Origin of the sequence: Rhodocaloribacter litoris (assembly GCF_011682235.2) — a bacterium.
Classification (GTDB): Bacteria; Bacteroidota; Rhodothermia; order Rhodothermales; family ISCAR-4553; genus Rhodocaloribacter; species Rhodocaloribacter litoris.
Genome location: NZ_CP076718.1, coordinates 818652 through 844039, shown reverse-complemented (window position 1 = coordinate 844039; position 25388 = coordinate 818652). Strand labels below are relative to the sequence as shown.

The 25388-nt window shown below is 66.6% G+C and carries 27 protein-coding genes; 8 read left to right on the top strand and 19 right to left on the bottom strand.

The window, feature by feature from the left end; all coding sequences use genetic code 11:
• Window positions 1-11: 11 nt before the first annotated feature.
• From GQ464_RS03505 to flgF, 16 genes are all read right to left on the bottom strand, one after another.
• Window positions 12-1037: a mandelate racemase/muconate lactonizing enzyme family protein gene (locus GQ464_RS03505; protein WP_166974857.1), complete on the bottom strand. Its 1026-nt coding sequence runs from the start codon at window positions 1035-1037 to the stop codon at window positions 12-14.
• 18 nt (window positions 1038-1055) lie between these two features.
• Window positions 1056-2438: a PFL family protein gene (locus GQ464_RS03500; protein ID WP_166974860.1), complete on the bottom strand. Its 1383-nt coding sequence runs from the start codon at window positions 2436-2438 to the stop codon at window positions 1056-1058.
• A gap of 32 nt (window positions 2439-2470) precedes the next feature.
• Window positions 2471-2896 carry an ACT domain-containing protein gene (locus GQ464_RS03495; protein WP_166974863.1) on the bottom strand — a complete coding sequence of 142 codons (426 nt, stop codon included), beginning with the start codon at window positions 2894-2896 and terminating at the stop codon, window positions 2471-2473.
• A gap of 174 nt (window positions 2897-3070) precedes the next feature.
• On the bottom strand, window positions 3071-4627 hold the full coding sequence (locus GQ464_RS03490) for a Do family serine endopeptidase (protein ID WP_166974866.1): 1557 nt from the start codon (window positions 4625-4627) through the stop codon (window positions 3071-3073).
• Window positions 4628-4856: 229 nt separating this feature from the next.
• Entirely contained in the window at window positions 4857-5297 is a 441-nt protein-coding gene (locus tag GQ464_RS03485) for a response regulator (protein WP_166974869.1), read from the bottom strand.
• 16 nt (window positions 5298-5313) lie between these two features.
• Window positions 5314-6336, bottom strand: coding sequence for an HDOD domain-containing protein (locus tag GQ464_RS03480; RefSeq protein ID WP_166974872.1), 1023 nt, complete (start codon window positions 6334-6336; stop codon window positions 5314-5316).
• A gap of 24 nt (window positions 6337-6360) precedes the next feature.
• The gene (locus GQ464_RS03475) at window positions 6361-7200 is read right to left on the bottom strand and encodes a hypothetical protein (RefSeq protein ID WP_166974875.1); all 840 of its coding nucleotides are present in this window, start codon (window positions 7198-7200) and stop codon (window positions 6361-6363) included.
• Window positions 7201-7218: 18 nt separating this feature from the next.
• Complete coding sequence (flgL, locus tag GQ464_RS03470; RefSeq protein ID WP_228350561.1) at window positions 7219-8145, bottom strand: flagellar hook-associated protein FlgL; 927 nt, start codon at window positions 8143-8145, stop codon at window positions 7219-7221.
• A 34-nt stretch (window positions 8146-8179) separates the two neighbouring features.
• Window positions 8180-9571: a flagellar hook-associated protein FlgK gene (flgK, locus tag GQ464_RS03465; RefSeq protein WP_166974878.1), complete on the bottom strand. Its 1392-nt coding sequence runs from the start codon at window positions 9569-9571 to the stop codon at window positions 8180-8182.
• A 4-nt stretch (window positions 9572-9575) separates the two neighbouring features.
• Complete coding sequence (gene flgN / locus GQ464_RS03460) at window positions 9576-10133, bottom strand: flagellar export chaperone FlgN (protein ID WP_166974881.1); 558 nt, start codon at window positions 10131-10133, stop codon at window positions 9576-9578.
• A gap of 2 nt (window positions 10134-10135) precedes the next feature.
• Window positions 10136-10492, bottom strand: a complete 357-nt coding sequence (locus GQ464_RS03455) for a peptidoglycan hydrolase (protein ID WP_166974884.1) — start codon at window positions 10490-10492, stop codon at window positions 10136-10138.
• Window positions 10493-10501: 9 nt separating this feature from the next.
• Window positions 10502-11635, bottom strand: a complete 1134-nt coding sequence (locus tag GQ464_RS03450) for a flagellar basal body P-ring protein FlgI (RefSeq protein WP_166974888.1) — start codon at window positions 11633-11635, stop codon at window positions 10502-10504.
• 74 nt (window positions 11636-11709) lie between these two features.
• Window positions 11710-12354 (bottom strand): flagellar basal body L-ring protein FlgH, encoded by a 645-nt coding sequence (locus GQ464_RS03445; protein ID WP_228350560.1) that lies wholly within the window; start codon window positions 12352-12354, stop codon window positions 11710-11712.
• 12 nt (window positions 12355-12366) lie between these two features.
• Complete coding sequence (flgA, locus tag GQ464_RS03440; RefSeq protein ID WP_166974891.1) at window positions 12367-13089, bottom strand: flagellar basal body P-ring formation chaperone FlgA; 723 nt, start codon at window positions 13087-13089, stop codon at window positions 12367-12369.
• Between the two features lie 29 nt (window positions 13090-13118).
• A complete protein-coding gene (flgG, locus tag GQ464_RS03435) occupies window positions 13119-13904 on the bottom strand; it encodes a flagellar basal-body rod protein FlgG (RefSeq protein ID WP_166974894.1) in 786 nt (261 codons plus the stop codon).
• 36 nt (window positions 13905-13940) lie between these two features.
• A complete protein-coding gene (gene flgF, locus GQ464_RS03430; protein WP_166974898.1) occupies window positions 13941-14666 on the bottom strand; it encodes a flagellar basal-body rod protein FlgF in 726 nt (241 codons plus the stop codon).
• A gap of 318 nt (window positions 14667-14984) precedes the next feature.
• Here flgF and GQ464_RS03425 point away from each other — a divergent pair, with 318 nt between their 5' ends.
• The 4 genes from GQ464_RS03425 to GQ464_RS03410 all read left to right on the top strand — a co-directional run bounded on the left by GQ464_RS03425 (window position 14985) and on the right by GQ464_RS03410 (window position 20154).
• Window positions 14985-15872, top strand: a complete 888-nt coding sequence (locus tag GQ464_RS03425) for a zinc-dependent peptidase (protein ID WP_166974901.1) — start codon at window positions 14985-14987, stop codon at window positions 15870-15872.
• A 375-nt stretch (window positions 15873-16247) separates the two neighbouring features.
• The gene (locus GQ464_RS03420; RefSeq protein ID WP_166974904.1) at window positions 16248-17600 is read left to right on the top strand and encodes a glycosyltransferase; all 1353 of its coding nucleotides are present in this window, start codon (window positions 16248-16250) and stop codon (window positions 17598-17600) included.
• Window positions 17601-17635: 35 nt separating this feature from the next.
• Complete coding sequence (locus tag GQ464_RS03415; protein ID WP_166974907.1) at window positions 17636-19591, top strand: sulfotransferase; 1956 nt, start codon at window positions 17636-17638, stop codon at window positions 19589-19591.
• Between the two features lie 86 nt (window positions 19592-19677).
• On the top strand, window positions 19678-20154 hold the full coding sequence (locus GQ464_RS03410) for an Hpt domain-containing protein (RefSeq protein WP_166974910.1): 477 nt from the start codon (window positions 19678-19680) through the stop codon (window positions 20152-20154).
• A gap of 86 nt (window positions 20155-20240) precedes the next feature.
• Here GQ464_RS03410 and rpmA read toward each other — a convergent pair whose 3' ends face one another.
• Both rpmA and rplU read right to left on the bottom strand, forming a co-directional pair.
• Window positions 20241-20501 (bottom strand): 50S ribosomal protein L27, encoded by a 261-nt coding sequence (rpmA, locus tag GQ464_RS03405; RefSeq protein ID WP_166974913.1) that lies wholly within the window; start codon window positions 20499-20501, stop codon window positions 20241-20243.
• Window positions 20502-20557: 56 nt separating this feature from the next.
• Window positions 20558-20869, bottom strand: coding sequence for a 50S ribosomal protein L21 (rplU, locus tag GQ464_RS03400; protein ID WP_166974915.1), 312 nt, complete (start codon window positions 20867-20869; stop codon window positions 20558-20560).
• Between the two features lie 121 nt (window positions 20870-20990).
• Here rplU and GQ464_RS03395 point away from each other — a divergent pair, with 121 nt between their 5' ends.
• Together GQ464_RS03395 and GQ464_RS03390 are read left to right on the top strand one after the other, a co-directional pair.
• Entirely contained in the window at window positions 20991-21656 is a 666-nt protein-coding gene (locus tag GQ464_RS03395) for a fumarylacetoacetate hydrolase family protein (RefSeq protein WP_166974918.1), read from the top strand.
• A gap of 151 nt (window positions 21657-21807) precedes the next feature.
• Window positions 21808-22713, top strand: a complete 906-nt coding sequence (locus tag GQ464_RS03390) for a hypothetical protein (protein WP_166974921.1) — start codon at window positions 21808-21810, stop codon at window positions 22711-22713.
• Window positions 22714-22789: 76 nt separating this feature from the next.
• Here the strand turns inward: GQ464_RS03390 and lysA are convergent, their stop codons facing one another.
• A complete protein-coding gene (lysA, locus tag GQ464_RS03385) occupies window positions 22790-24034 on the bottom strand; it encodes a diaminopimelate decarboxylase (protein ID WP_166974924.1) in 1245 nt (414 codons plus the stop codon).
• 210 nt (window positions 24035-24244) lie between these two features.
• Between lysA and GQ464_RS03380 the strand changes: the two genes are divergently transcribed.
• Both GQ464_RS03380 and GQ464_RS03375 read left to right on the top strand, forming a co-directional pair.
• A complete protein-coding gene (locus tag GQ464_RS03380; RefSeq protein WP_228350559.1) occupies window positions 24245-24697 on the top strand; it encodes an RrF2 family transcriptional regulator in 453 nt (150 codons plus the stop codon).
• Window positions 24698-24863: 166 nt separating this feature from the next.
• Window positions 24864-25349, top strand: a complete 486-nt coding sequence (locus tag GQ464_RS03375) for a c-type cytochrome (RefSeq protein WP_166974927.1) — start codon at window positions 24864-24866, stop codon at window positions 25347-25349.
• Window positions 25350-25388: the final 39 nt, after the last annotated feature.

The following is a 25388-nucleotide window of genomic DNA, read 5'->3' as shown; positions in this document are numbered from 1 at the left end:
GGTGTTCGGGGTCAGGAGGAGCGCCGGGGGATGGCGCCGTGGCCGGGGCGGTCGGGGAGGGTGATGCGGCCGTTGTCGAAGGTCAGGCCGTCGAAGGGGTCATCGGCCAGGAACAGGGTTCCGTCGAGGTCGAGGAAGTCGGCCAGGGGAGCCAGGTGGGCGGCGGCGGTAAGGCCGACGGAGCTCTCGATCATACATCCCAGGAGCACCTTCATGTCGAGCGCCCGGGCCAGGGTGATCATGCGCCGGGCTTCGGCCAGCCCGCCGGCCTTCGAGAGCTTGACGTTGACGCCGTCGGCGGCGCCGGCCAGCAGGATCACGTCGTCGGCGGTGCGGGCGCTCTCGTCCGCAATCAGGGGCGGCATCCCGCGCGGGAGGAGGCGGCGGAGCAGGTGCCACGCGTCGGCCTCCTCGGCCGGGATGGGCTGTTCGATGAAAACCGGTTCGTGCTCGGCCAGTTTCGGGATCAACGCGGCGGCTTCGCGAAGGGACCAGGCGCCGTTGGCGTCCACGCAGAGCGGGGCGGTGGTTTCGGCGCGGACGCGGCGTACGAGGGCGAGGTCGCGGGCCGGATCGCCGGTGCCCAGTTTGAGCTTGAGCAGGGGCGGGTCGGTGAGGGGAGCAAGGGTGCGTTGCAACTCGGCCGGATGCTCCGGGATGCCGAGTGTGCGTGCGCTGGGCGGCATGCGGTGCGGGTCGAGCCCCCAGAGGCGGTAGAGCGGCTGGCCGAGGCGGCGGGCCCAGTGGTCGTGCAGGGCGATGTCGACGGCGGCGCGGGCCGGTGCGGGACCGGGCGGCAGGTCGTCGAGCAAATGGGTGAGGGGGGGCGGGTCGGTTGCCAGCAGGGCGTCTGCGTCCAGCCCCTGCACGTAGGCGACGACCTCCCGCAGGGCATGGCCGTAGTAAGGCGGCAGGGCCCCTTCGCCCAGTCCCTCCCCCAGCCGGACGAGCACGTTCTGGCGTTCGGTGCTGGTGCCGTGTGCAATCCGGAAGGGGGTGTGCAGCCGCAGCGTGAGCGTTTGAACGGTGAGTTTCATCGCGGCGCCGGGCGGGAGTCAGTTCGTCAGGCTGCGGATCGGGGCGGGGAGGCGACCGCCCCGCCGGGCGAATGGTACGCTCGAGAGGGCCGAGACGGGCATGATCGGCGCGCGTCCCAGCAGCCCGCCGTAGTCCACCACGTCCCCGACCTGCTTGCCGGCGACCGGGATGAGGCGGCACGAGGTGGTCTTGTTGTTCACCATGCCGATGGCGAACTCGTCGAGCATGATCCCGGCGATCGTCTCCACCGGCGTGTCGCCGGGCAGGGCGATCATGTCGAGGCCGACGGAGCAGATGGCGGTCATGGCTTCGAGCTTTTCCAGGCTGATATGGCCTCGCAGGGCCGCCCGCACCATGGCCTCGTCTTCGGCCACCGGGATGAAGGCCCCGCTGAGGCCGCCGACGTACCGGGCCGCCATGAGCCCCCCCTTTTTGACGGATTCGTTCAGGAGGGCCAGGGCCGCCGTGGTGCCGGGCGCGCCGACGTCTTCGAGTCCCATGGCCGTCAGGATCTCGGCGATCGAGTCGCCTTCGGCCGGGGTCGGCGCCAGGGAGATGTCGACGATGCCGAACGAGATGGGGGTGCCGGTTTTCCGGCTGAGTTGTTCGGCACACCGGTGGCCGATCAGCTCGCCCGCCCGGGTGATCTTGAATGCCGTGCGCTTGATGGCGTCGGCCAGCGTACCGAAGTCGGCATCGGGACCGACCTCATTGACGGCACGCAGGATGACGCCCGGCCCAGAGATGCCCACGTTGATGGTTGCCTCCGGCTCACTCGGGCCGTGGAAAGCGCCGGCCACGAAGGGGTTGTCCTGGACGGCGTTGCAGAAGGCCACGAGGCGAGCACATCCGATGGAGTTCCGGTCTGCCGTCAGGCGGGCCGTCTCCTTCACGGCCCGGGCCATCGCCAGCACGGCATCGGCGTTGATACCGGCCGCCGTCGAGCCGCAGTTGACCGAGCCGCAGACCCGCTCCGTTCCAGCCAGGGCCTCGGGCAGGGCGTCGATGAGCGCCCGGTCTCCGGCAGTCATTCCCTTTTCGACGAGGGCCGAAAACCCGGCGATGTAGTCGACGCCCACGTCGGCGGCAGCCGCTTCCAGCACGCGGGCCAGGTCGATGAACACGTCGCGCCCGGCCCCGTCGGCTACCAGGGCGATGGGGGTGACGGCGATGCGCTTGTTGGTGATCCGCACCCCGAAGAGCGATTCGATCTCCTCGGTCACACGGACGTGATGGGCGGCCGTGCGCCGTATCTTGTCGTAGACGCGGGCCCGGACCGTCTGGGGCAGGCGGCTGCTGCAGTCGCGCAGTGAGATCCCGAGCGTGATCGTGCGGATGTCGAAGTGCTCGACTTCGAGCATCTGCACCGTGTCGATGACCTCGCGGATGTCGTAGTGCATGGTGCCGAGAGCAAAGGGCGGGGGGGGCGGCGCTAGGGCCGGTGCATGGCGTTGAAAAGATCCTCGTGTTGCAGGATGACGCGCACCTGCATCCGATGACCGACCTCGGTCAACCGGTCCTGAAGGGCACGCAGCGTACCTTTCAGGTCGGTGATGTCGGTCAGCATGATGAGCGTGAAGTAGCCCTGGAGGATCTTTTGCGAGACGTCGAGGATGTTGCACCCGGCCTCGGAGACGACGTTCGTGATGGCGGCCAGGATACCGGGGCGGTCCAGACCATAGGCGGTCAGGATGGCCCGCTCGCCGGGTTCGGGCGAGTCGTAGGGCGGGGACGGGGGTATCCGGTCGCCGAGCACTTCGTCCAGGACGGCCTGGGCCACGGCCTCCACCTGCTCCGGGCGGGCCTCCGGTCCCATGGCGGCCGCCACGCGTTCGACAAGACGGCGAATGTCGGTCATGATAGAAGGCTTGCAGGAAAAGAAAGGGGGGCAGGGAAAAAGCAACTTACCAAATTCGACGGTTTCCCTCTACTATCCGGGTCCGTCAAATGCCGGAGGAAACATGAAAAGGCCATGCCCCGGGTGGGCACGGCCTTTCCTTGAGCCGGTAGGACGTCTCCGGCCCGGCCTGCATCACTCGGATGCCGGTTTCGTCAGGGCCGTGAAGAAGGTCTGGGGTTGTCCCTGCACCACGCGGATCACCTTGACGATGACGGACTTGCCCGGCTCGACCCGGTCGAACACCTTCCAGAATTCGGCTTCGTTGCGGACCGGTTTGCGATCGACCTCCGTGATGATGTCATACCGGCGCAGCTCGGCCTCCCGGAAGGCGTGGCTGTCCGCGTCGATGTCGGCGATGAGCACGCCCGTGATGTTCTGCCCGCTGATGCCGAGTCGTTCGGTAAGGGCGGGAGTCAGGTTCTGCAGGCGCAGGCCCAGGGCTTCTTCCATGTCTCGTTGTTGCCCCCGGCCTTCTCGCCCGTTCTGGTCGGCCGCCGCCAGGTCGTCCGGGCGTTTCGAGAGGGTGACGGTGAAGGTTAGGCGCTCGCCGTCGCGTATGACGGTGATCTCCGCCCGGTCACCGGGCCGTTTGTTGCCGATGATGGTGGCCAGTTGCTGGTTGTCGCGGAGTTCCTGGCCGTCGACGGCGATGATGATGTCCCCTTCGCGGAGGCCGGCCTTTTCGGCCGGGGTGCCGGGTTCGACGGAGGTGATCTGTGCGGCGCCGCGGGGCACCTTCAGCGCCTCGGCCAGCGCCGGGCTCACCCCGCCGAAGTACACACCCAGGTACCCGCGGTCCACGCTGCCGTGCTCGATCAACTGGGTCACGACGTTCTCGACCACGTCCACCGGGATGGCGAAGCCGATCCCCTGATAGCCGCCCGAGCGGGAGTAGATGGCCGAGTTGATGCCGATGAGCCGGCCCTGCAGGTCCACGAGCGGGCCGCCCGAGTTGCCGGGGTTGATGGCCGCATCGGTCTGGATGAAGGCCGCGAACTGGTTGAGCTGTCTCAGGGTAGCGCTCGTCCGGTTGATGGCGCTGATGATGCCGGACGTGACGGTGTTGCTCAGCTCCTCGGCCAGCGGCGAGCCGAAGGCCATCACCCATTGCCCGACCCGCACCTCGTCGATGTTACCGAAGGCGATGTGGGGCAGGTCCTCGGCGTCGATCTTGATGACGGCCAGGTCGCTGGCCGCGTCCGCCCCGACGACCTCGGCCTTGTAGACGTCGCCGTTGAAGAGCTTCACCTCCAGCGCGTCCGCTCCGTCGATCACGTGGTTGTTCGTGATGATGTACCCGTCGGACCGGATGATGACGCCGGAGCCCAGCGCCTGGGACCGGAACCGCTGCTCCCGATCCCAGCCGGGCATGTTGAAGAAATCCTCCCACGGCGTGCCTTCGAAGGGATTCGCGAACCGGCGCGCCACCACCTTCTCGGAGTGGATCTGTACCACGGTGGGGTTGACGAGCTCGGCTACCTGGATGAAGACGTTCTCGAAGTCTCGGGCCGCCGCCAGCGCCGGTGAGGGCGGGACGGTGCGGCCCGGCTCGAAGGTCCTGTCGGCGGCACGGCTCTCCTCGGTCAGGGACTTTGAATCGAACAGGTTGCTGCCCGCCGAGGTGAAGAGGATGCCGGCCAGAAAAGCGGCAAGGACCAGAATGCCGATGGAGATCTTGGATAGGCGCATGTCGTTGTTCCTTCGTTTTTGCAGGGTGTGCCGTTCTCTGGACGGTCACACCCGCCGGATGATTCCTCGATACGTCCAGATCCGCCAATATGGCAGAAAAACAGGCTTTTGAAAGACACCACGACACGTTGAAAAAAACGTGCCGGGTTGCCGGTCGCAACCGCCTGCATAACGGGCCGACCCCGTCGATTCGTATGCTGCGGGGCCGGCCGGTTGCATGGCCGAGAAATCAACGCATCCGCCGTGAGATGTAGCGCTTCTTGAGCGGTATGACGCGTGCGGCATGGTCGGCCGCATGGTGGGTTGCCTTCTGGATGGCAGCCCGGACCTTCTGGAGGAAGCCGTCCGACTCGAACGGGATGAGCACGTAGTGATCGACGCCGGCTTCCACGGCATACAGCACGTCTTCGTGGGTGCAGCGTTCCGAGACGAGGAGCACCGGGGTCTGGCTGTGGCGGCTGGTTTTGCGAAGCCGGGCGGTCAGCTCGATCCCGCGCATGTCGCCCAGGTCATACCCCAGGATGACGACCAGAGGATAGGCACGCTCCGCCACGTCGAGGGCCTCTTCGCCGCTCGCGGCTTCTTCGATCGCCGGGAGGCCGGCCCGGATGAGCGTGTTGCTGATGAGGCGTCTCGTGGTGGCCGAAGGCTCGACGACCAGGATCGTCATGGCATGTCAGGGTTGCTCAGGAACGGGGGACGTTGGACCCGGGCAGGCCCCGGAAGTTGCGCTTGCGGGCCCTGTCTTCGGCGGAAGGGGGGGAAGACAGCGAGGCCGTCATGTGCCGGACGTAGGCGTCGAGGTGTTCGCGCACCGCCTGCAGCTCTTGCGAGAGGGCTTCGGGCGCGGGGCGAGCGGAAGTGCCGGTGCACACTTCCCGCCAGACGGGGTGTGCGAGGCATTGTTCCCGGGAGACGCGATCGTGGAACGGATAGCCGAGCGCCTTCGCCGTCAGGTCGGCGGCGACGGTGGTCCGGATGAGATGATCGGTCTCGGCGTCGCCCGTGCCGGGCACGGGTTCGTGATGCAGGCGAATCACGTTCACGAGGACCTCGGGAAAGCCGAGCTTACGGGCCACGTACTCGCCGGCTTCGGTGTGGTCGTAGCCGAAGAGAAGCTGTTCGAGTGACCGGATGTCGTCGGCCCGTATCTGTTCTTCATAGACGCGTTGTTCGTAGAGTTCGACGGCCTCGCGGGGGAAGTTGTACACGAGAATGATCTTGCCGAAGTCGTGGAGCAACCCGGCCGTGAAGCTGGTGCCCGTGCGACGCACGCGGTTGTGCGGGGTGCCGAGGCGTGGCGGGCCCTCCATGAGGTGGCGTGTGAGGAACGCCGTGGCGATGCTGTGCCGGATCAGCCGGATGAAGCAGTGGGAGGCCGGGCCTTCGAGGGCCGAGCGCAGCTTGAGCATGTTCATGCCGAGCACGATGCCCGTCACGGCCACAGGGCCGAGCAGCACCACGGCCCGGTCGACGCTGTCGATGGAGCGCTGCAACCCGTAGTAGGCCGAGTTGACAATCTGGAGCAGGCGGGCCACGACGATCGGGTCGCGCTGCACCATTTCGATGACCGGTTCCACCTCGAGCTGGTCCGGCCGGTCGATGAGCTCCATGGCTTCGAGCAGCGTGTGGGGCAGCGGGGGGCTCCGCAGCTCGAGCTGGCTCAGCGTGGAACGAAAAGCCGGTCTGGATGTCCCGTTGGGCTGCATGCGGCATCACTCGGGAGAGGCGGCTCAGGCGGCCAGGCTCAGCGCGCCGGGCTGGGTCAACGCACGGGCTTCGTCCAGCTTGCCTTCGCGGATACAGAGGGCCACGAGACGGCGCCGGAGCAGCTCGCTACGGGGTTCCCGGGCAAAGGCGGTGCGGTAGAGGGGAAGGGCCTCTTTCGTCCATCCGCACTGGACCAGGGTTTGCAGCACCTCGTCGGCGCTCTGGGCCGGCCGTTCGGCGATGAGCAGGGCTGCGGCCGCAGCGGCTTCTTCCGGCTGGTTGCGGTAGAAGGACAGCCGGAACCAGTCTTCCAGCAACGCCGGCGGCAGGGTTTCGAGGCCCTGCGGGTAGGCGGCCTGCAGGTGGTGGGCCACCGTTTCCCATTCGGCCAGGTGCCAGGCCCATGAGGCCAGCGCCAGGTGGCGTTCCTGCTCCGAAAGGGGTTCATCCCAGAGGGGAACCGGCCCGGCGGGAGCCAGGCTGACCAGGTGCATGTAGGCGGCCTTGTAGGCACGCTGTGCCGTCAGGATCGTCAGGATGATCCGGTGGGCGGACCACTGGCCGGGGTACAGGTCCAGGGCGTGCCCGGCCAGCCGCCTGGCACCGTCGGAGGCGCCGCTGTAGAGCTCGGCGGCCGCCAGCCCCACCTTGAGCGCGGCCCGCTCGCTCTGCGTGGCCGGCTGGTGCGTCAGCAGGATGTGGCGGGCGCGCATGATCGCCATCGCCGGGTTGCCTGCATTCAGCGCCTCCCAGACCGGCCGGATGACGCGGGGAAGCCGGGCGTGCGGCACGAAGGACAGGGGCGGGATGCGATAGTGCGCCAGGAACCCCTGGGACTCGGTGGTATCGACTTTGCGCAGCATAGCTCTCGGGGGGGTTGATTAGCGGAGGAAGTCGAGCAGGGTGGTCTGGTTCAGGGAGGCCATCACCTGGAGCGTGGCCTGCAGGTTCGTCTGCGTGCGCTGGAGTTCCGTGATGGTCTCGGCGAGGTCGGCGTCCTCATGGGCGGAACGCCGGCGTTCGAACTCGAAGCGGGCGTCCCGGAGGTACTCTCCGGCACGGTCGAGCCGGTTGGCGAGGTTGCCGGCTTCCGTGCCCATGTCCAGGAGGTGGTCCCGGGCCGTGATCACGTTGTCCAGGGCCGTCTGAATCTGAGCGCTGTCGTGGGTTCGGATGGCGTCGATCAGGCCCTGAAACGCTTCGGTGATGGTGAAGCCCTGGCCGGTATCGAGCACGCGCTGGCCGGTGAGGTTCACCCCCACGTCGAGGTCGGGGCCGACGGCCCGGAGGCGGGCTCCCCCGTTGCCGTAGTACGTGACCCCCGCCCCGTCGGCCGTGCCGGAGAAGTCCTGTTCGAAGGGCCGGACGGTCGTGTTGGTGCCGGCGAAGAGATACTCCTCGCCCAGGCGCGTGTTGAGCCGGTCCAGCACTTCCTGGAACATGTTTTCCAGGGAGGCGGCCAGGGCGTCCCGGTCCTCGTCGCTCAGGGAGTCGTTGGCGGCCTGTATGCCTTCCTCCTGGGCCGTGGTGAACAGCTCGGCCAGGTCGTCCAGGGCATCCTGCGTGGCGACGACCCAGGCCTGCGCGGTGGTGAGGCTGCGCTCATACTGGTCGTACCGGTCGATGAGCACTTCCAGGCGGCGGGCCTGTGCGTAGGCGCCGGCGTCGTCCGAGGCCCGGTTGACGCGGCGGCCGGTGGCCAGTTGCTCCTGCAGGCGGGACAGGTCGCGCCGGTGCACCTGCAGGGTATAGGGCAGGGAGCCTTTGCTCAGGCTCATCTGACGGGCCAGGCTGATCGAACGCATCATCGATTCGGGTCGTGTTGGTTGCAGGTTGGGCCGGTCACAGAGCCAGCAGCGTGTCCATCATGCGCTGTGCCGTGTCCAGGACGCGGGCGGTGGCGGCGTAGGCCTGTTGTAGCTCGATCATGCGGGTCATCTCTTCGTCGATGGAGACGCCCGAGACGCCGCGTGCGAGGCCGTCGAGGTAGTCGAGTACCTGCGACTGGCTTTCGGCCTGTGCGGCCTGCCGGGAGACGTCGCCGCCGATGCCGGAGACCAGGCCGATGACGAAGGCTTCGGCAGTATCCTGCCCGCCGTTGAACAGCTTTGCATTACGCAGGTCGGCCAGGGCCAGCGCCACCGTGTTGTCGCCGGCGGCTGCGGGGTCGCCCGAGGCGGCGATCACATTGGCGTCGGCCAGCACGTCGGCCGAGAGGCGGATGGTGGCGGCCGTAATCCCGGCCGGGTCGAAGAAGTTCAGGCCGGTGGTGCCGCCGAGTCCGTAGCCGGTGCTGTGGAGGGCGTTGACCTCGGTCACCAGGGTGGCGGCGAGTTCGTCGAGGGCGGCCCGGGCCGCCGGGAGGTCGCCGGTCAGGGTGCCGAGCCAGGCGCCGAGCCGGCCGTCCGGGCTGCCGCCGGACGGGTACGCGACGCCGGTATCGCCGAAGGTGAGGGCCGGGGTGCCGCCGCTGAGGTCCAGCTTCAGCGGCAGCACGTGTTCGTCCTGCACGAGGGCCATGCCGTGGAGCGTGATCGTGTAGCTTCCCTGTGCCGATTCGTTGATCCGGATCGGGCCGAAGGTCGCCAGTTCGTCCACCAGCCGGTCGCGCATGTCTTCGGCGGCAAAGTCCGGTGTGCCCTGGTTCCGGGCCTGGACGATCGCCTTGTTCAGGCCGGCGATCTGCCGGAGCAGGTCGTTGACCTCGTCGACGCCGCCGGAGAGGGCCGTCTCGGTTTCGCGCTGCAGGGAGGCGATGTCCTGGTCGAGCCGGTTGAGGGTGCCGGTAAGGGCTTCGGCGCGGCTGCGAAGGGCAAGGCGTTCGGCCGTGCCGAGCGGGTTGTCGGCCAGGTCGCTCCAGGCGTTCCAGAAATCGTTGAGCTGGTCTTGCAGCGAACCCGTGCCGGTGGGGAAGAGGGCCTCGAGGGCGCTCAGAACGCGGTGTTTTTCTTCGGCGTATCCGAGACCGCTGCGGGCCTCCCGGCCGGCGCGGGCCACCAGGCTGTCGCGCACCCGTTCGTAGGCACCGATCTCGACGCCGTAGCCGTGGACGCCGGGGCGCAGGGCCCGGCTCCAGATCCCGCCCCCCACGAAGTCGACCGGGTTGAGGGTCACCCGGCGGCGGTGGTAGCCTTCCGTCTCTGCGTTCGCGACGTTCTGCCCGGCGACGTTCATCGCGGCATCGATCGTCTGGAACGAGCGACGGCTGAGTTGAAAAAGCTGGTTGATGCTCATGCTGCTAGCCTACTTTGTTCACGACCGAGCGCCGGGTCGAGGTCTGGGAGGTTGCGCCGGTGGCCGTGTAGACTTTCGCCGGCGGCGGGACGTCGAGGTCGCGCAGGGCCTGGAGCATCTCATCGCTCAGGCGGACGGCGTACCGGAGGGCGAATTCGTACGCCTCGCACCGCTGGCGGGTGTGCCGGGCCTGTTCGCGGATCCGCTCGCGGGCGGCCTGCAGCCGCTGGGCCGTCTCGGCCGTCTCGGGCCGGGCGGCCAGGGCGTCGACGAGCGGGGCGAGCGAGTCCGGCGCCTCGTCCAGTTGCAGCAGCCGGCCCAGCAGGCGGGCCTGTCGCAGGCGGGCCTGCCGGAGCTGCTCCAGGGCGTGGACGAGCTCGTTGACCTCCACGGTCCGCTCGTCGAGGGCCGCGTGCTCGCGCCGGCGCAGGGCTTCGTGCTGCGCCTCGAAGCACGCGTGCAGCCGGTCCAGGGTTGCCGCTTCCTGACGCAGGGTTTCCAGCAGGTTATCGGCAATTCCCTTGATTCCCTGAAGCCGGGGGGTGTCGGGCGGGGTGTTCATCGTCAGGGCGTGTCCGCGTTGTGGTTCGTGGTTGTCTCCGGAGCGGCGGGATCGGTTGCGCCGCGAAGGTTCCAGCGGCGGGTGAGCAGGTCGGTGAGGCGGAGGGCGCCCTGCTCCACCAGGTGTTTGGCCAGCACGTCCGTCAGCACGTCGCGCTGCGTCTGCTGGTAGCTTGCCATCCAGCCGGGGCCGTTTTCACCGGCCAGGCCGGTCTTGAACAGGCCGTCGGTCATGGCGTGCGCGAGCTGCCGTGCCAGCAGGTGTTCGAACTGGCGTGCGGCCTCTTCCGGGGTGGAAGGGCGACGCGGGTTCGCACCCGGGAAGCCGGGCAGGGGTGGGAGCGGGTCGTGGATCTTCATGACGCGGCGTCAGAGGATGACGAGTTCACCTTGCAGGGCTCCGGTGCGGTCGATGGCCTGCAGGATGGCGATAATGTCCCGGGCGGTCAGCCCCAGGTCGTTGAGGGCAGCCGCGAGCTGGTTCACATCGGTGTTGGGCGGCAGGATGATCGAGCGGGTGCCCTCCTGCTCGATGGTGGCCGTGCCGGCGGCTCCCGTCACGGTCTCACCGGGCGAGAAGGGCGGCGGCTGGGAAACGAACGGGTCGGCCTGGGTGGCGATGACGAGGCTGCCGTAGGTCACCATCACCTCGCCGATGCGCACGTTGCCGCCGGCCACGATGGTGCCCGTCCGTTCGTTGATCACGATCCGGGCGGGCAGGTCTACATCGATCCTCATGGCTTCGAGCTCGGCCATGAGGCCCGGGATGCCGTCCGGATGGGTACCGGCCCGCACGCGGACCAGGCCCGCGTGGGCCACCTCGGCGGCGCCGGGGAAGCGGGCATTGATGACCTCGGCGACCCGCACGGCGTTCGTGAAGTCGGGGCGTTTCAGGACGAGGCCCAGGTCCGAGACGGCGCTCAGGTCGAACGGGGGCGTCTTCGTGAGGAAGGCCCCGCCGGGGATGCGCCCGGTGTTCGTGTGGTTGACCTGGACGCTCGAGCCGAAGGAGGAGGCCAGCACCGCGCCGGTCGAGACCGGTCCCTGCGCCATCGCGTAGACCGTGCCCGTGTTGGGGTCGAGCAGGGGCGTCTGCAGGAGCAGGCCGCCGGAGAGGGAGCGGGCGTCGCCCAGGGAGGAGAGCGTCACGTCGAGCCGGCTGCCGGCCGCCGCAAACGGGTCGACCGTTGCCGTCACCATGACGGCGGCCGCGTTCCGGGCGGTGATCAGGGCCGGATCCACCGTGATGCCGAAGTGCTGGAGCATGTTGGCAATGCTCTGCACGGTATGCGGGGCGCCCCGGCGCCCCCGGACGCGATCCCCCGTGCCGTCGAGGCCCACGACGAGGCCGTAGCCGGTCAGCTGCAACGGCACGGCGCCCTCGATCTGTACGAGGTCCTTCAGGCGGGAGGCGGTGCGTTCCTGGGCCTGAACCGGACCGGCGGCGCTCACGAGGACCAGGACGACCGGCAGCAGGAACGTGATGCGAAGGGGAAGGCGCATGGGGTCAGTGTCGAAGAGGGTTGCGGAAACGCGGTGTGGGACGGGGGGACCGGCCTCATCCCGAACGGGATCACCTACTGGGTTGCGTACACGACGGCACCGGCCAGCACGGCGAGCAGTCCCAGGCGCACCATCCGGCCGGGTTTGAAGAGGCTCCGGGTGATGCCGCCCTCCCGGTGGTATTCGATGGCCGCATTGGCGATCTGGTAGGAGAGGACGGTGTTGTCGGTCCGGACGTCGTAGGGACGCACGAGGCCGGAGACCCGCATGATGTGCGTCTCGCCGTTGACGCTCAGGCGTCGTTCTCCCTGCACGTGCAGGTTGCCCGCCTCGTCCCGGCGGACGATGGTGGCGGTCATCGTGCCGCTGAGCAGGTCGCTCTGCACGGACTCGTTCTCGTGGAGGGCGCTCTTGTTGAACCGGGCGTCAGCAGCAAAGGCACCGGAGAGGCCGGAGCCGGCGGAGAGGCTGGCCGTACCGCCGATCCGGGCGTCCGCCTTGTTGGCCCATCCGCTCTCGCGCTGGGCCGCCGTCCGCTCGGCCAGGATGATCGTGATGACGTCGCCCGCACCGCGCGCTTTGAAGTCGGCAAACATCGAGTGCTGGGCATGGACCGGGAAGGCCAGGGCGGCCATTGCGGCGAGCAAAAGCAGGGACCGCCCGGTTCCGTGGAGAACGGCCCGGGGTGTGCGGTGCAGGGCATGGAAGAAGGCAGGCATGGCGATACTCCGTTAAAGGGTTTCGATCCACTCCGCCGTACCGGGACCGGTGAGCCGGGCCCGGTACGTGACCTCGGCGTCGGGGAAGTAGAGGCGGATGATGTCGCCGACGAGGCCGGGTTCGCGGGCCTTGCACGTCAGGCGAAGGGAGATGGACCCGCGGCGGTAGTGCATGAGCACGGCCTCGCCGGTGTCGGCGGCCAGGGGCGGGCGGAGGTCGTCTTTCCGGAGCGCCCGGCCGGCGCGCAGCATCCGGGCGGCGAATGCCCCGTCACGGGCGAGGGCGCGGAAGTCGCGGGCCCGGAGCGGTTCGCCCCGGAAGCGGGTCACCTCCATCCATGCGGTACTCACGTCGCCGGGGGTGACCGGGGCGCCGGCCTCCAGGTCGTGGCGGGCCACGACGACCGAGTCGAAGTGGGCTATGTAGAGCAGCGCCCAGCCGGTCTTAAGCCCGCCCTGCCCGTTTTCGGTGCCGAGCACGTCCACCTGGATGTGCGCGCGGGGCAGGCCGTCGCCCGCAGGCAGCCGCAACCGGAGGGCAGCTTCCGGGTCGATCTCGCCGCCGGTTCGCAGGACGCGGACGCGCAGGCGCGGAGCGTCTTCGGGAAAGCGGTCCGCCAGCAGGGTCTCGGCGGCGGCCTGCAGGCGCTCGCGCAGCGTATCCGGTTCGCCGGCGGCGACCTGCCCCGGCATCGGACCGAGCAGCAACAGTATGGTGAGAAACAACCCGTACATCACGTCGATGGGCTGGCGCGGCGAGGGGCCTAGCGCTTCATGTTGTTGGCGATCTGCAGCATCTCCTCGCCGGTGGTTACCATCTTGGAGTTGAGCTCGTACGTCCGCTGGGCGGTGATGAGGTTGACCATCTCCTGTACCACATCCACGTTGGCGGCTTCCAGGTAGCCCTGCATGAGGGTGCCGAGCCCGTCCTGGCCGGGGGTGCCGATGGTCGGTTCGCCGCTGGCCTGTGTCTGTTCGTACAGGTTACCACCGATCGGGTTGAGCCCGGCCGGGTTGACGAAGCGGGCCAGTTCGAGCTGGCCGACCTCGACCATGTCGGGCTCGTTCTGCAGGCGCACCGAGACGAGCCCGTCCTGGCTGATGTGTATCTCGACGGTGTTCTCCGGAATGGCAATGTCCGGTTCGAGGGGCAGGCCCGACTGGGTCACGAGCATGCCTTCGGCGTTGCGGGTCAGGGTGCCGTCGCGCGTGTAGGCCACCGTGCCGTCCGGGCGCCGCACCTGCAGGAAGCCGTCGCCGTTGATGGCCACGTCCAGCGCGTTGCCGGTCTCGATGAGGCTGCCCTGGGTGAAGTTGCGCACGGTGGCGATGGCGGTGGCGCCGTGCCCCATCTGCATCGTGGCCGGCTGTACGCCCTGGGCCTCTCCCTCGCTGCCGGCCTGGATGGTCTGGTATAGCAGGTCATGAAAGACGATTTTCGACTGCTTGTAGCCGACGGTGTTGGCATTGGCCAGGTTGTTGGCGATGTTGTCGACGCCCGCTTGCTGGGCGCTCATGCCGGTGGCGGCGGTGCGGATGGCACGAAGCATGTCCGTCTCGGTCTCTGGTGAAAGGAAGCGAAAAGGCTAGAAGCGGCCCAGTTCACGGGTGACCCGCCCGAGCAGTTCGTCGTCGGTGCGGAGGCTGCGCTGCTGGGACTCGAAGAGCCGGTGCTGTTCGATCATCTCCGTCAGGGCGCGGAGCGGATCCACGTTGCTCTGTTCGAGGTAGCCCTGGTGCAGGTTCGGATGCTCCACGTCGACGGGTTCCATGCCGCCGGCGTCGAAGGCGGCGCCGTCGAGGCGGCGGAGGGCGGCCGGGTTGTCGAAGGTGACGATGCGCAGGCGCCCCACCTCTTTGCCGTCGACGCGTACGGTCCCGTCACGGTCGATCACGACCGGGCCGCCGTCGGCGGTGGGGAGCTGGATCGGTCCGGCTTCTCCCTCGACGAGGTGTCCCTGCGCATCGCGCAGCGTCCCCTCGGCATCGAGGACGAAACGCCCGGCCCGTGTGTAGCGCGGCGTTCCCGTGGTTTCGTCCGTCAGCACGAAGAAGCCCTCACCCTCGATCGCCACGTCGAGCGGGTTGCCGGTCTGCTCCAGGTCGCCCGCCGAGAGGTCCGCCCATTGTTCCATGCGCTTGATGCTCTGCGGCGCCCCCTCCACGTTGATCTCCTCGTTAAGGATCTCGGTGAACGTCCGATCCTGCTTGTAGCCGACGGTGTTGGCGTTGGCCAGGTTGTTGGCGATGCGCTCTTGCTGGCGCATCATCCGGGTCATGGCATCAACGCTGTTGCGAAGTCGTAGCAGCATGGCTCGTGCGGTCTGGTGGCACGGCAGGGGCCTACAAACCATCTGCCAAGGCGATGCGGCGGGCAAAAGCCCCCGTGCCGTGCCGGGGCGGGGCGGCGCCGGGGCATATTTTTCCCTGAATCCCGGGCATATTTTCCAGCGACGGCGCGTGCCGGAGCGGCGGAACCTTCCCTGCGGTCCGGCCGATCAAGACCCCGGGTAGGCGGGTGGAAGTGGGGGGTGCCCCGGGCGTTCGACCGCTCGTCCTTCGGCCTTGTGCACCTCCCGGCCCGCGCACGTTACGCCGGAGCCCGTACGTCCACACCGCAAAGCGACCGCATGCGCATCCTCCGTCGTTCCACCTTTTTTTTCCTCTCGAGCGTTGCGCTGCTGACCGGCGTGGCGCTGGCGGTCATCGGGGCGCAGGCCACCCCGCTGGGGCCCTGGCTCGGCCTGCTGGCCCCGGTGGTGGTCTACGGCTGGGGCCTGCGCCGTGCCTTCCGGCGGTGGCGGGTGGCCCGCCGGCCCCTGCCCGAAGCCTGGCGCCGGTGGCTCGCCGGCCACGTCCCGCTCTACCGCCATCTCGACGAGACGGCCCGTGCCCGCTTCGAACGCGACGTACGCTTCTTCATGGACGAGATGACGTTCGAGGCCGTCGAGGGGGTCGAACTGACGGATACGCTCCGGCTGGCCGTGGCGGCCGGGGCCGCCCTGCTCGTCCATGGCCGCCCCGACTGGGAGCTGAACACCACCCGCACCATCCTCTTCTACCCGGACCGCTTCGACGAGGACTACTTCGAGACCTACGCGGCCGACTACGACGGCATGGTGCACCCGCAGGGGCCCATCATCCTGTCCGTCAAAGCCGTCGAGGAAGGCTGGGAACATCCCGGCAACGGCGACAACGTCGTCCTCCATGAACTGGCCCACCTTTTCGACTTCGACAACGCCTTCGCCGACGGTGTCCCTTCCCTCATGGATCCGGCTTCGGCACCGGCCTGGGCCCGCCTCGTCCGGCGCGAGATGCGCAAGGCCCGTCTGGGCCGGTCGATGCTGCGCCGCTACGCCGCCACCAACCCGGCCGAATTCTTCGCCGTGGCGGTCGAGAACTTTTTCGAACGGCCGCGCGCCATGGCCCATCGCCACCCCGAGCTCTTCGAGGCCCTCAAGGCCTTCTTCAACTACGATCCCCGCCTGCCGGTGGGCGAGGAAGACCCGGTTGCCTGAGTGCCCGCAGGGAGAAGATTTTGCCCCGTCCGGCAAATCAGACCGCTCGTGAGCATTCTGCTTCACTTCTCCGGTGGTTAATGGAGGGGTTCCGTTAAGAAAAACAGGGGCTCTGGTATTTTGGCACGGCACCTGCCTTCGCAAATGAGCAGAGCTGCATTTTGTGGCAGCAGACTGTGGTCTTGCCGCGTTTTGGGTTCGGAGCCCTGGACGGGTTCTGAAAGTCGTGAGCGAGCGGAGAGAGAGCCACCAATTGGCCCATGACGGAACGGGGTCGACACAGGCCGCTATTGAACCAAGACAGGGAGCTTTGTTGGTATGAGCGCCACAGAGGGGGGAGCCCCCATCCACGACCGTGATCGGGTAGCCGGTCTCATGGCCATTTTCGAACGTCTGGAAGCCGGTGACGTCGGGGCAACCCGGGAGGCTATCGCCCGGCACCGCGCCCGCTTTCCCGATGACGAAGACCTGCCGTCCGTCGAGGCCGCGGTCTATCTGGGCGAAGGGGATCGTCGCGGCGCCGAGCGGACGCTGGCGGCTGCCCTCGTGCGTAACCCCGACCACTTCGGTTGTCTCCTGATGCTCGGGAATCTTTACCTGGAGCAGGGGCATCAAGAGCGGGCAGCCCGGCTGTATACCCGTGCGCGCCGGGTGGCCGGCGAGAACGAACTCCAACAGCTGGCACCCTACTGGGAACGCCTGCGTGAGGCCGGCTTCACCGACCCCGTCTCTCCCGTGAAGCTCGCTTTCATCGTTCGCGAAGGCCTGGATCAGTTTCTTGACGACATTCCCCGCGAACTGGTAGCGGATTACGAGGTCCGCAAGTTCGTGGTGAATAGCACTTCCGGTGTCGAGGAAGCCCTGCGTTGGGGGGACGTCTGCTGGTTCGAGTGGTGCAACGACCCGCTCGTCTACGCCAGCCGCCATCCGCTGGCCCGTGAGAAAAAGATCATCTGCCGCCTACATCGCTACGAGGCGTTCTCGGACTATCCGTCTCAGGTGAACTGGAAGACCGTTGATGCCCTGATTTTCGTGGCAGACTATGTACGGCGCCTTGTAGAAGCCTCCGTTTCTTTGGCGGTGGAGGGATGTATCGTTGACGTGATACGCAACGGTGTCGATCTGGAACGATACGCTTTTCGGGAACGCTCGACCGGATACCGTATTGCCTCTGTTGGGTATCTTCGCCTTGCGAAGAACCATATGATGATGCTCCAGATTATGCAGCGCCTGGTACAGCGAGATCCGCGCTATCAACTTTTCATTGCCGGAACGTTTCAGGATCCGCTTCTCGAAATGTATATGCACTACATGATCCGTGAAATGGGTTTGGAAAGGAACATACATTTTGACGGGTGGCAGGACGACATAGCTTCCTGGCTCGAAGACAAGGATTATTTTCTTTCAACCAGCATCCACGAGAGTTTCGGCTATGCCATAGCCGAAGCCATGGCCCGGGGAATCAAGCCCGTCGTACACAACTTCCCCTTTGCCTATGAGACGTGGGCCGAGGAGATGCTCTTCAACACCGTCGACGAGGCCGTCGAGATGATTACCTCCGACGAGTACGACTCCCGGCTCTACCGGGCCTTCATTGAGGGACACTACGCGCTCGAGAAACAAGTGGCGCGGATACGGGCGCTACTCGCACGCCTCACGAACGGTGCGCCCGGTGTTTTGACCCCTCGCCCTGCCGGACCTGCCATCCGGGTGGCCGGGCACACCTGATTCCTCGTTTCTGCACCCCCCAGACCCCAGTTGACATGAACGAAGTCTTTGATCCCGCACGCGATGTGACGGTTGTCATCCCGACTTTTAACCGTCCTGAATACTTTTCCCGACATGTTGAAGCTGGTCTTTGGAATAAAGTTTCCCTGACTCTGGTAGATGATGGATCGTCTCCTGAAATCGCGGGACAACTAAATATTATTGCGAATAAACACGGTTTTGAGATACATCGTCACGATAATAACCAAGGTGTGGCGGCTGCATTAGGGACAGGAGTAATAAATGCGAAAACCACATTTTTTGTGCGTGTAGATGATGATGACTACTTAGATGATAGAGATGTCTTTTTGTGTGAGGCTCTAGATGTATGGAATGCGAAATCAGATGCTGTTATGGTTATGGTTCCAGAGATGTATGCAATAATTGATAGTGACGTGAGGCTACAGTACAATCGTAGGTCCATACATGGAAAAAAGGGTATAGAAGTCTTGACGCGGATGATTTTAACCGGTGAGATGCAAGTTTTCGGAGCTGGTGCTGTGTTTCGCAGGGACGATGTAGTGTCTGTCCTTCCAGAGCCTTTTTTCAAATTTGCTGAAGACTTTATGTTAATAGTGAGGCTCTGTGCCCGCTATCCCGATCGCCGGGTTTATGTAACGGAGACCGGACGGTATATGCGGCGCATTCACGCCGGCTCGCTCTCGTACCGCCAGCACTTTAGCTCGGAAAAAGCACTCATGCACCTGGTTGCCATGGTCGTTGGGGGGTTCTACCTGGAGCACGCCGGTGTGCTGAACCGGGCGCAACTGGTTCGAATCCTCCTCAACCGGGGCAACGTGCTGCAGCAGAGCTACGGTCTGGGGCGGCAGGTAGCGGCGGTCGTGGCCGGGCTGCTCATCGAGACCGACCTTTGCCCGGCAACGGGTGAGGCCCACCAGGTGCTGGACTACCTGAAGGTCCACCGGGACGAACTACCCCCGGAATTCGTCGCCATGCTTTCGGAGACCGGGGCGGCGATGCTGGCCGGTGACCAGCAGGGTGCCATGGCTGTGCGTACCCGCAAGGTTGGGACGCCGGACGAGGCGGTCGGAGAGGAGGTCGTCTTCGTCGGGGGGGCGGCGCGTTCCGGGACGACGCTTATGGAGACCCTGCTCTGTCAGGCCCCGACGAGCAATCCAAAGCTGCCTGAGGCGCATTACCTGCGGTGCCTCATGGCGGCTTATCGCCTCGCAAAAGGCAGCATACAGCACCAGGTGCCGCAATTTTTCGACAGCGAGGAGGATTTCCGCCGGTATAATGCGGGTCTCGTAAAGCAGTTTATCGAACGAACCCGGGCGCGCGTCGGGGGATCGGCTCATCTCGTGCTCAAGGATCCGAAGATGACGAAAACCTTCCCGGAGGTGTACGAACTACTACCCTCGGCGCGGTTCATTTGCATGGTACGCGATCCGCGCGACGTGGTCGCCTCGCTCCTGAAAGTCGGGGAGAAGATGCTGGCGCAGGGGCGGAACGACTTCGTGGCACAGGCCACGCGAGGCCGGGATCTCGTCGCCCTCTGCCGGTACCTCATGGCGTTTTACGCGCCGCTCTGGACCGTTCAGGAGGAGCGGTTCTGGGACCGGATGCTCTTCGTGCGGTACGAGGATCTGGTACAAAACCCGGAGGGCATTCTCGACGAGGTACAGGAATTTACCGGCCTCGAACTGAAGCTGCCCGATGGGGAACGACTCGATACCGGAACGGTCGACTTCGAACGGAAGGCGCAGAATCCCCGGTTCTCCGAGCTTTACGGGAAGCAGGTGTCCCGTGCCCGGGTAGGCGCCTACGCCGGCGTGCTTCGTCCGGAGGAGGTGCGGGTCGTTGAGCAGGCCTGTGCCGACTTCATGCGGCTGTTCCGGTATGAACCCGGCGAGCCGGATCGCCGGCCTGCAGAGCCGCCTGTCGCGGCGGGTGCGGCAAGGCACCGGGAAATAGGCAGCACGGCCGGTTAAGTTCGGAAAAACCGTTCCCGATAATGAGAGCGGTGCCGGAGATCCCGGTATCGACGGAACGGATGCGAGAAAATCACGGGGGCGGTATGAGTACACTTCCCGCGAAATCAGCCTGGGTGCAGCAACGCCCGCACGAGCGTCAGGTGGAGGCCGCCCGGCCGGCCTCCGGCGCGACGCACCGGCCGGACGGCGGCGACGGCACCGCCATCCCGCTCCTGCAGGCCGAAATGATCGAGGAGCTCCGGCAACTCGACGAAGGCCAGGGGGTTTTTCTGGGCGAGCTGGTCGAAGCGTTTCTGCTGCACGCCGCCGAGCTCTTCGAGCGGGTCGAGCGGGCCTGTGCCGCCGGCGACCGGGCCGGTCTCACCGGAGCCGTGCATAACCTGAAGGGGGCCGGGCTCAACATGGGCGCCACTGCGCTGGGCCTGCATTGCCGGCAACTGGAAAAACGCCTTCGAGCCGGTGAGACGCTCGACATGGCGGCCGAGTTGGACGTCCTTCGGGTGCTCTACGCCCGCACCTGTGCGGCGCTCCGGCAACTCACGGCCGCACCGGGCGGCTGAACCGGGCAAGGTTGCCCGGGGCGATGAAAAGAAAAGGCTTCCACCGGGGAGGGGGAAGCCTTTCTTCGTTGCTGCGAAACCCGGTTTCAGGCTTCGGCCGGATCCACGTGGACGAACCTCCGGTTGTGGCGCCCGCGGGAGAAGCGCACCGTGCCGGCCGTCAGGGCGAAGAGCGTGTCGTCGCCGCCGCGCCCGACGTTCTGGCCGGGGTGAAACTTCGTGCCCCGCTGGCGGACGATGATGCTGCCGGCCTTGACGAATTCGCCGCCGAAGGCCTTGACGCCGAGCATCTTCGGGTTGGAGTCCCGTCCGTTCTTGGTGGACCCCATGCCTTTCTTGTGAGCCATAACACCCTCTCGGTCGTTTTGGTCTTACGGTTGTTCCTGTCGTGTGGGCGGTGACGTCAGAGCGAGACCGCGCTGATCTCGATCCGGGTGTAGGGCTGGCGATGACCCCGCTTCACCTTGAAGCGCTTGCGGCGTTTCTTTTTGAAAACCAGCACCTTGTCGGCCTTCACGTGGTCCAGTACGCGGGCCTGGACCCGGGCGCCTTCGACCACCGGCGTGCCCACCCGCACCTCGTCGTCGTTGGAGACCAGCAGCACACGGTCGAACGTGAGCGTCTCGTCCACCTCCGCCTGCTGGCGCGGTACGTAGAGCCGATCCTGTTCCCGTACCTTATACTGTTTGCCTGCTATCTCGACAATCGCGTACATTGTGCTACCTCTTCTTTGGGGCGCCGGCCCCCCGGCCGACGCGAGAGTGAAATCCCGTTGTGAACGAACTTACAGCCCGCAAAAATAGGCGTTTTGGGGCTGAAAGGCAATCTGAACGCGCATGATAGAGCTTTTGTTGCCGTCGCACGGCCGCGACGTGGCCGTAGGGAAAATACTTTGTATCGGAAGGAATTATGCGAAACACGCCGCGGAGATGCAGAGTGAGGTGCCGGAAGAACCCATCGTTTTCTTGAAACCTTCAACGGCGCTCGTCGGGCATGGCGGGACGGTGATCCTGCCGCCCCAGTCGCAGGACGTCCATCACGAGGTCGAACTGGTGGCCGTCATCGGGCGGGGCGGGAAGAACATCCCGGAGGAGAAAGCCCTCGAACACGTCGACGCGTACGCCGTCGGGCTGGACATGACGGCCCGGGACCTGCAGGCCGAGGCCAAGCGCAAAGGCCAGCCGTGGACCGTCGCCAAGGGCTTCGACACGTTTGCCCCGCTGGGGCCCCTCGTCGATGCGCGGCGGGTGCGCGATCCCCAGAACCTCGAGATTCGCCTCACGGTCAACGGCGAGGTCCGGCAACAGGGACACACCCGGGACATGGTCTTCTCCGTCGCCCGGCTCATCGCCTACTGTTCCCGGATCTTTACCCTGTTGCCGGGGAACCTCCTCTACACGGGCACACCGGACGGCGTCGGGCCGGTACGGGACGGGGACGTGCTCGAAGCCCAGATCACCGGCTTCCCGGTCCTGCGGGTCAAGGTGCGGCGGAACGGCTGAAAACTCTTCATACGGACGCGTCAAGCGCCCATTCATGGTTTCGTATTTTAAACGGATCGCCCCGGGCAGCTTACGGACGGCAAGGCCAGTGCGTAGTACGTAATGCGTAGTGCGTGGTTGGGGCCCCTTCACCCAAGACGCCATACGCAACATGAAGCCTCCCCTCACGATCCTGCTGCTCACCCTCCTGCTCGCCGGCGGATGCGACGCACTCCAGAATGTAGGGCGCAATTCCGTTCGAGAAGCCCTGGACCGGGCAGACTCGCTGCTCGTAGCCACGGACACCCTGCGCATCGTCGGGCAAAAACTCACCACCGGCGTCCGGGACAGCCTGCTGAACCCGACGACGCAGGCCCGGCTTCACCGCCTGCTCGACACGCTCACGATGGCGGCGGATACGGCCCTGGCCCGTATGGCCGTCCGTGTGCGAGAGGAGATCGCCGGCGCCGAGACGGACTCGGCCCTGATGCGCATCGAACGCCGTTTCATCGCCAACCTGGATGCCTTTCTGGTACGCCTGCAGGGCTCGGCCGGAGGCGTCCGCACGAACCTTATCGGCGCGCCTGCCCGGGAAGACCTGCGCGCGCTGGTGCGTGCGGCCACGGGCGATTCGCTCGGCCTGCGGCTCCGTACGGCCCGTGATGCGGTCTTCGACAGCACCCTCCACACCTACCTGGTCGCCCTCGTCGACAGTGCCGCCACCCGCGGGGGCGACCGCGTGGCGGACAAACTGGCCCGCGTCCTGGGGGAAGGCGGCGAGACCGGCCGGGGACTGCTGATCGTCCTCGGCCTCGTCATCGCCGCACTCATGGTGCTCGGCTGGCTCCTCTTCCATCGTTCGAAAAAGCTGAAGGAAACGACCCGGCTGCTCACGCACCAGATCCACCTCATCCCCTCCCAGGCCAGCTACGACGAGCTGACGGGCCGTATCCAGCTCAAGGCCCAGGAAATGGGCCTCGAACCGTTCCTCCGAAAGCTTCTGCAAGAACAGGGGCTGCTCGGAGAGGAAGCCTGGAAGGCCCAGCAAAAGCTCAAAGGCGGCACGTCACCCGGCTGACAGGCGGCGGGGCGGCATCCCGGCGCCCTCTCGGGACGACGGGGACGCCGCGCTCCGGGCGATACGAAACCGGCTCCTACGGCGCCGTGCCGGCGGTGGTCTCGGCCAGCCAGGCCTCGGCGACTTCCTGCGGCGTCCGGCGCCGGCGGAGGAGCACCGGCGGCGCCTCCGGGCCGGCGGGGAGAAAGACCTCGGCCGGCAGGGCCCGCAGGTTGTAGTGCGAGGCCATCGACATGCCGTAGGCCCCGGCGTCGAGCACGGCCAGCACGTCGCCCTCGCGGATCTCCTGGACCTCCCGGTCGCGGGCGAAGTGGTCGGCGGACTCGCAGATGTTGCCCACCACGTCGTACGTGCGCAGCGGTCCCGCCGGATTCGACAGGTTGAAGAGGGCATGGTAGGCGCCGTAGATGGCCGGGCGGACGAGGTGGCTCATGCCCGAGTCGGTGCCGGCGAACCATCGCCCGTTGGCCTCCTTGAGCGTGTTCACCCGCATGAGCAGCACCCCGGCCTCGGCCACCAGGAACCGGCCGGGCTCGAACCAGCAGGCCATGCCCTTCGACGGATGTTCGGCGAGATAGGCCCGCAGGGGATCGACGATGAGCTGCTGGAACCGGTCGAAGTCGAGCGGGGCCTCGTCGGGACGGTAGGGGATGCCGAGCCCGCCGCCGAAGTTGAGGAAGCGCAGGCCGGAGAACGAGCGAGCGGCGTCGAGGAGTACCCGCACGGCCTGCCAGAGCACCTCGGCGCTGAGGATGCCGCTGCCGATGTGCTGGTGCAGCCCCACGAGCCGGAGCCCGTGCCGCGCCACCACGGCCCGCACCTCGTCGAGCCGGGCGACGGGGATGCCGAACTTGGACCGTTCGCCGGCCGTGATGACGTGCTCGTGATGGCCGGCGCCCACCTGCGGGTTCAGGCGCACACACACCTCGGCCCCCGGGTAGGCCCGCCCGTACCGCTCCAGCCGGGAAAGCTCGCCGATGTTCAGGAGCACGCCCTTTCCGTGGGCCAGGTGCATCTCCTCGTCCGTCATGTTGTTGGCCGAGAACAGGATGCGGTCGGGCGGGAAGCCGGTGCGGAGGGCCACCTCCAACTCGCCCGGTGAGACGGCGTCGATGCCCAGGCCCTCGTCCCGCATGAGCCGCAGGAGCGCCGGGCTGGCGTTGGCCTTCATGGCGTAGAGGAGGCGCAGGGGCAGGCCGGCCAGGTGCGTGCGGAGCCGGTCGATCTGCCGGCGGACGACGGCCTCGCTGTAGACGTATGTGGGGGTGCCGAACGTCCGGGCGACGTGCAGCAGGCGTTCGGGTTCGAAAGGCTGTTTCATGGAGCCGGTCAGCAGGAGAAGGATAGGGGACGGGAAAATACGAGTCCCTGCCGGCTCTGCGGGCGGAAAGCGGAGGGAAGCGCGTGTGAAGCGCGTGTGAAGAAGCGGTGAGGGGAAGGGCAAGATCGTGTGAGTTGACGGGCCTCCTCTTGTGCTGGTTATTGTGCGGGTCGATATTAAAGACAAAAGACTCTTAAAACTAAATATACCGTGTTGCTCTCCAGACGCTGTGCATACGGCCTCCGTGCGGCGCTCTTCCTGGCCGGCCGGCCGGAAGGGGTGTACGTGCCGATCCACACCATCGGAGCACGGCTGGGGATCTCCCCCTACTTCCTGGCGAAGATCCTCCAGCAGCTGACACAGGCCGGGCTGCTGCAATCCTTCCGGGGGCCTCACGGGGGGGTGGCGCTGGCCCGGCCCGCCGGGGCGATCTCGCTGGAGGAGATCGTGGCCGCCATCGACGGGCGCGGGGTGTTCGAGGCGTGTGTGATCGGCTTGCCCGGGTGTGGCGAGCGCAGGCCCTGCCCCCTCCACGACCAGTGGGGGGCGGTGCGGGCACGGATCCACGCCCTCTTTGCCGGCATGACGCTGGCCGAGGCAGAGCATCGCCTGCGGGCGGAAGGGCTCCGCATCACGGATGTGCCTCCTTCCGGTCCCGGCTAAGCCTGACGGGGATTCCCCTACAGGCGCTGTCGGGAAGGAACCACAGGGGCCGCCGGGAAAGCCCCGGCATACCGGCACAGGCGGCCGGTGTAAGTTGGATCCCGTCGGCCGGTCTCCGCGCCCGCCCCGAAACTGAACTCAAAACAACCTGTCCAGGGACGACTTCATGAAGACAACGCCATACCTCAGCCTCGTGCTTCTGGTGCTGGCCGTCGGGCTGGCCGGATGCGGCGGCCGGCAAACCGAGCCGGGCCCCCAGGCCGGGCCGAACAACGCAGCCGCCGATGCCTCCGGCCTGACGCCGGAGCAACTCGAAAAGGGCATCGGTCCGGTCACCCACGTCGAACTCGGGCCCCTCGACGAGGCGCTGGCCGCCCGGGGCGAAGAGCTCTTCAGGGTGAAGTGCTCGGCCTGCCACAAACTCGACCAGCGCTACATCGGCCCGCCGCTCGGCGACGTCACCAGCCGCCGCTCGCCCGAGTTCATCATGAACATGATCCTCAACCCCACCGAGATGGTGCAGAAGCACCCGGTGGCGAAGCAGCTCCTGGCCGAATACCTGGCGCCCATGGCCGACCAGAGCCTCACCGAGGAGGAGGCCCGCGCCATCCTGGAGTATTTCCGGAAGATCAATCCGGGGCAGGGCGGTTGATGCACCCTTTCCCCGACATCCTTATCCCCAGTGCCTTTG

Coding starts and splice junctions, on each gene's coding strand:
- GQ464_RS03410 (WP_166974910.1), top strand. CDS start 19,678: ATGAGTACACTTCCCGCGAAATCAGCCTGGGTGCAGCAACGCCCGCAC.
- GQ464_RS03455 (WP_166974884.1), bottom strand. CDS start 10,492: ATGAAGATCCACGACCCGCTCCCACCCCTGCCCGGCTTCCCGGGTGCG.
- GQ464_RS03445 (WP_228350560.1), bottom strand. CDS start 12,354: ATGCCTGCCTTCTTCCATGCCCTGCACCGCACACCCCGGGCCGTTCTC.
- rpmA (WP_166974913.1), bottom strand. CDS start 20,501: ATGGCTCACAAGAAAGGCATGGGGTCCACCAAGAACGGACGGGACTCC.
- GQ464_RS03415 (WP_166974907.1), top strand. CDS start 17,636: ATGAACGAAGTCTTTGATCCCGCACGCGATGTGACGGTTGTCATCCCG.
- GQ464_RS03395 (WP_166974918.1), top strand. CDS start 20,991: ATGATAGAGCTTTTGTTGCCGTCGCACGGCCGCGACGTGGCCGTAGGG.
- GQ464_RS03500 (WP_166974860.1), bottom strand. CDS start 2,438: ATGCACTACGACATCCGCGAGGTCATCGACACGGTGCAGATGCTCGAA.
- GQ464_RS03490 (WP_166974866.1), bottom strand. CDS start 4,627: ATGCGCCTATCCAAGATCTCCATCGGCATTCTGGTCCTTGCCGCTTTT.
- GQ464_RS03505 (WP_166974857.1), bottom strand. CDS start 1,037: ATGAAACTCACCGTTCAAACGCTCACGCTGCGGCTGCACACCCCCTTC.
- rplU (WP_166974915.1), bottom strand. CDS start 20,869: ATGTACGCGATTGTCGAGATAGCAGGCAAACAGTATAAGGTACGGGAA.
- flgA (WP_166974891.1), bottom strand. CDS start 13,089: ATGTACGGGTTGTTTCTCACCATACTGTTGCTGCTCGGTCCGATGCCG.
- GQ464_RS03485 (WP_166974869.1), bottom strand. CDS start 5,297: ATGACGATCCTGGTCGTCGAGCCTTCGGCCACCACGAGACGCCTCATC.
- GQ464_RS03495 (WP_166974863.1), bottom strand. CDS start 2,896: ATGACCGACATTCGCCGTCTTGTCGAACGCGTGGCGGCCGCCATGGGA.
- GQ464_RS03475 (WP_166974875.1), bottom strand. CDS start 7,200: ATGCTGCGCAAAGTCGATACCACCGAGTCCCAGGGGTTCCTGGCGCAC.
- GQ464_RS03390 (WP_166974921.1), top strand. CDS start 21,808: ATGAAGCCTCCCCTCACGATCCTGCTGCTCACCCTCCTGCTCGCCGGC.
- GQ464_RS03420 (WP_166974904.1), top strand. CDS start 16,248: ATGGCCATTTTCGAACGTCTGGAAGCCGGTGACGTCGGGGCAACCCGG.
- flgG (WP_166974894.1), bottom strand. CDS start 13,904: ATGCTTCGTGCCATCCGCACCGCCGCCACCGGCATGAGCGCCCAGCAA.
- flgF (WP_166974898.1), bottom strand. CDS start 14,666: ATGCTGCTACGACTTCGCAACAGCGTTGATGCCATGACCCGGATGATG.
- GQ464_RS03425 (WP_166974901.1), top strand. CDS start 14,985: ATGCGCATCCTCCGTCGTTCCACCTTTTTTTTCCTCTCGAGCGTTGCG.
- GQ464_RS03450 (WP_166974888.1), bottom strand. CDS start 11,635: ATGCGCCTTCCCCTTCGCATCACGTTCCTGCTGCCGGTCGTCCTGGTC.
- lysA (WP_166974924.1), bottom strand. CDS start 24,034: ATGAAACAGCCTTTCGAACCCGAACGCCTGCTGCACGTCGCCCGGACG.
- GQ464_RS03375 (WP_166974927.1), top strand. CDS start 24,864: ATGAAGACAACGCCATACCTCAGCCTCGTGCTTCTGGTGCTGGCCGTC.
- flgN (WP_166974881.1), bottom strand. CDS start 10,133: ATGAACACCCCGCCCGACACCCCCCGGCTTCAGGGAATCAAGGGAATT.
- GQ464_RS03480 (WP_166974872.1), bottom strand. CDS start 6,336: ATGCAGCCCAACGGGACATCCAGACCGGCTTTTCGTTCCACGCTGAGC.
- flgL (WP_228350561.1), bottom strand. CDS start 8,145: ATGATGCGTTCGATCAGCCTGGCCCGTCAGATGAGCCTGAGCAAAGGC.
- flgK (WP_166974878.1), bottom strand. CDS start 9,571: ATGAGCATCAACCAGCTTTTTCAACTCAGCCGTCGCTCGTTCCAGACG.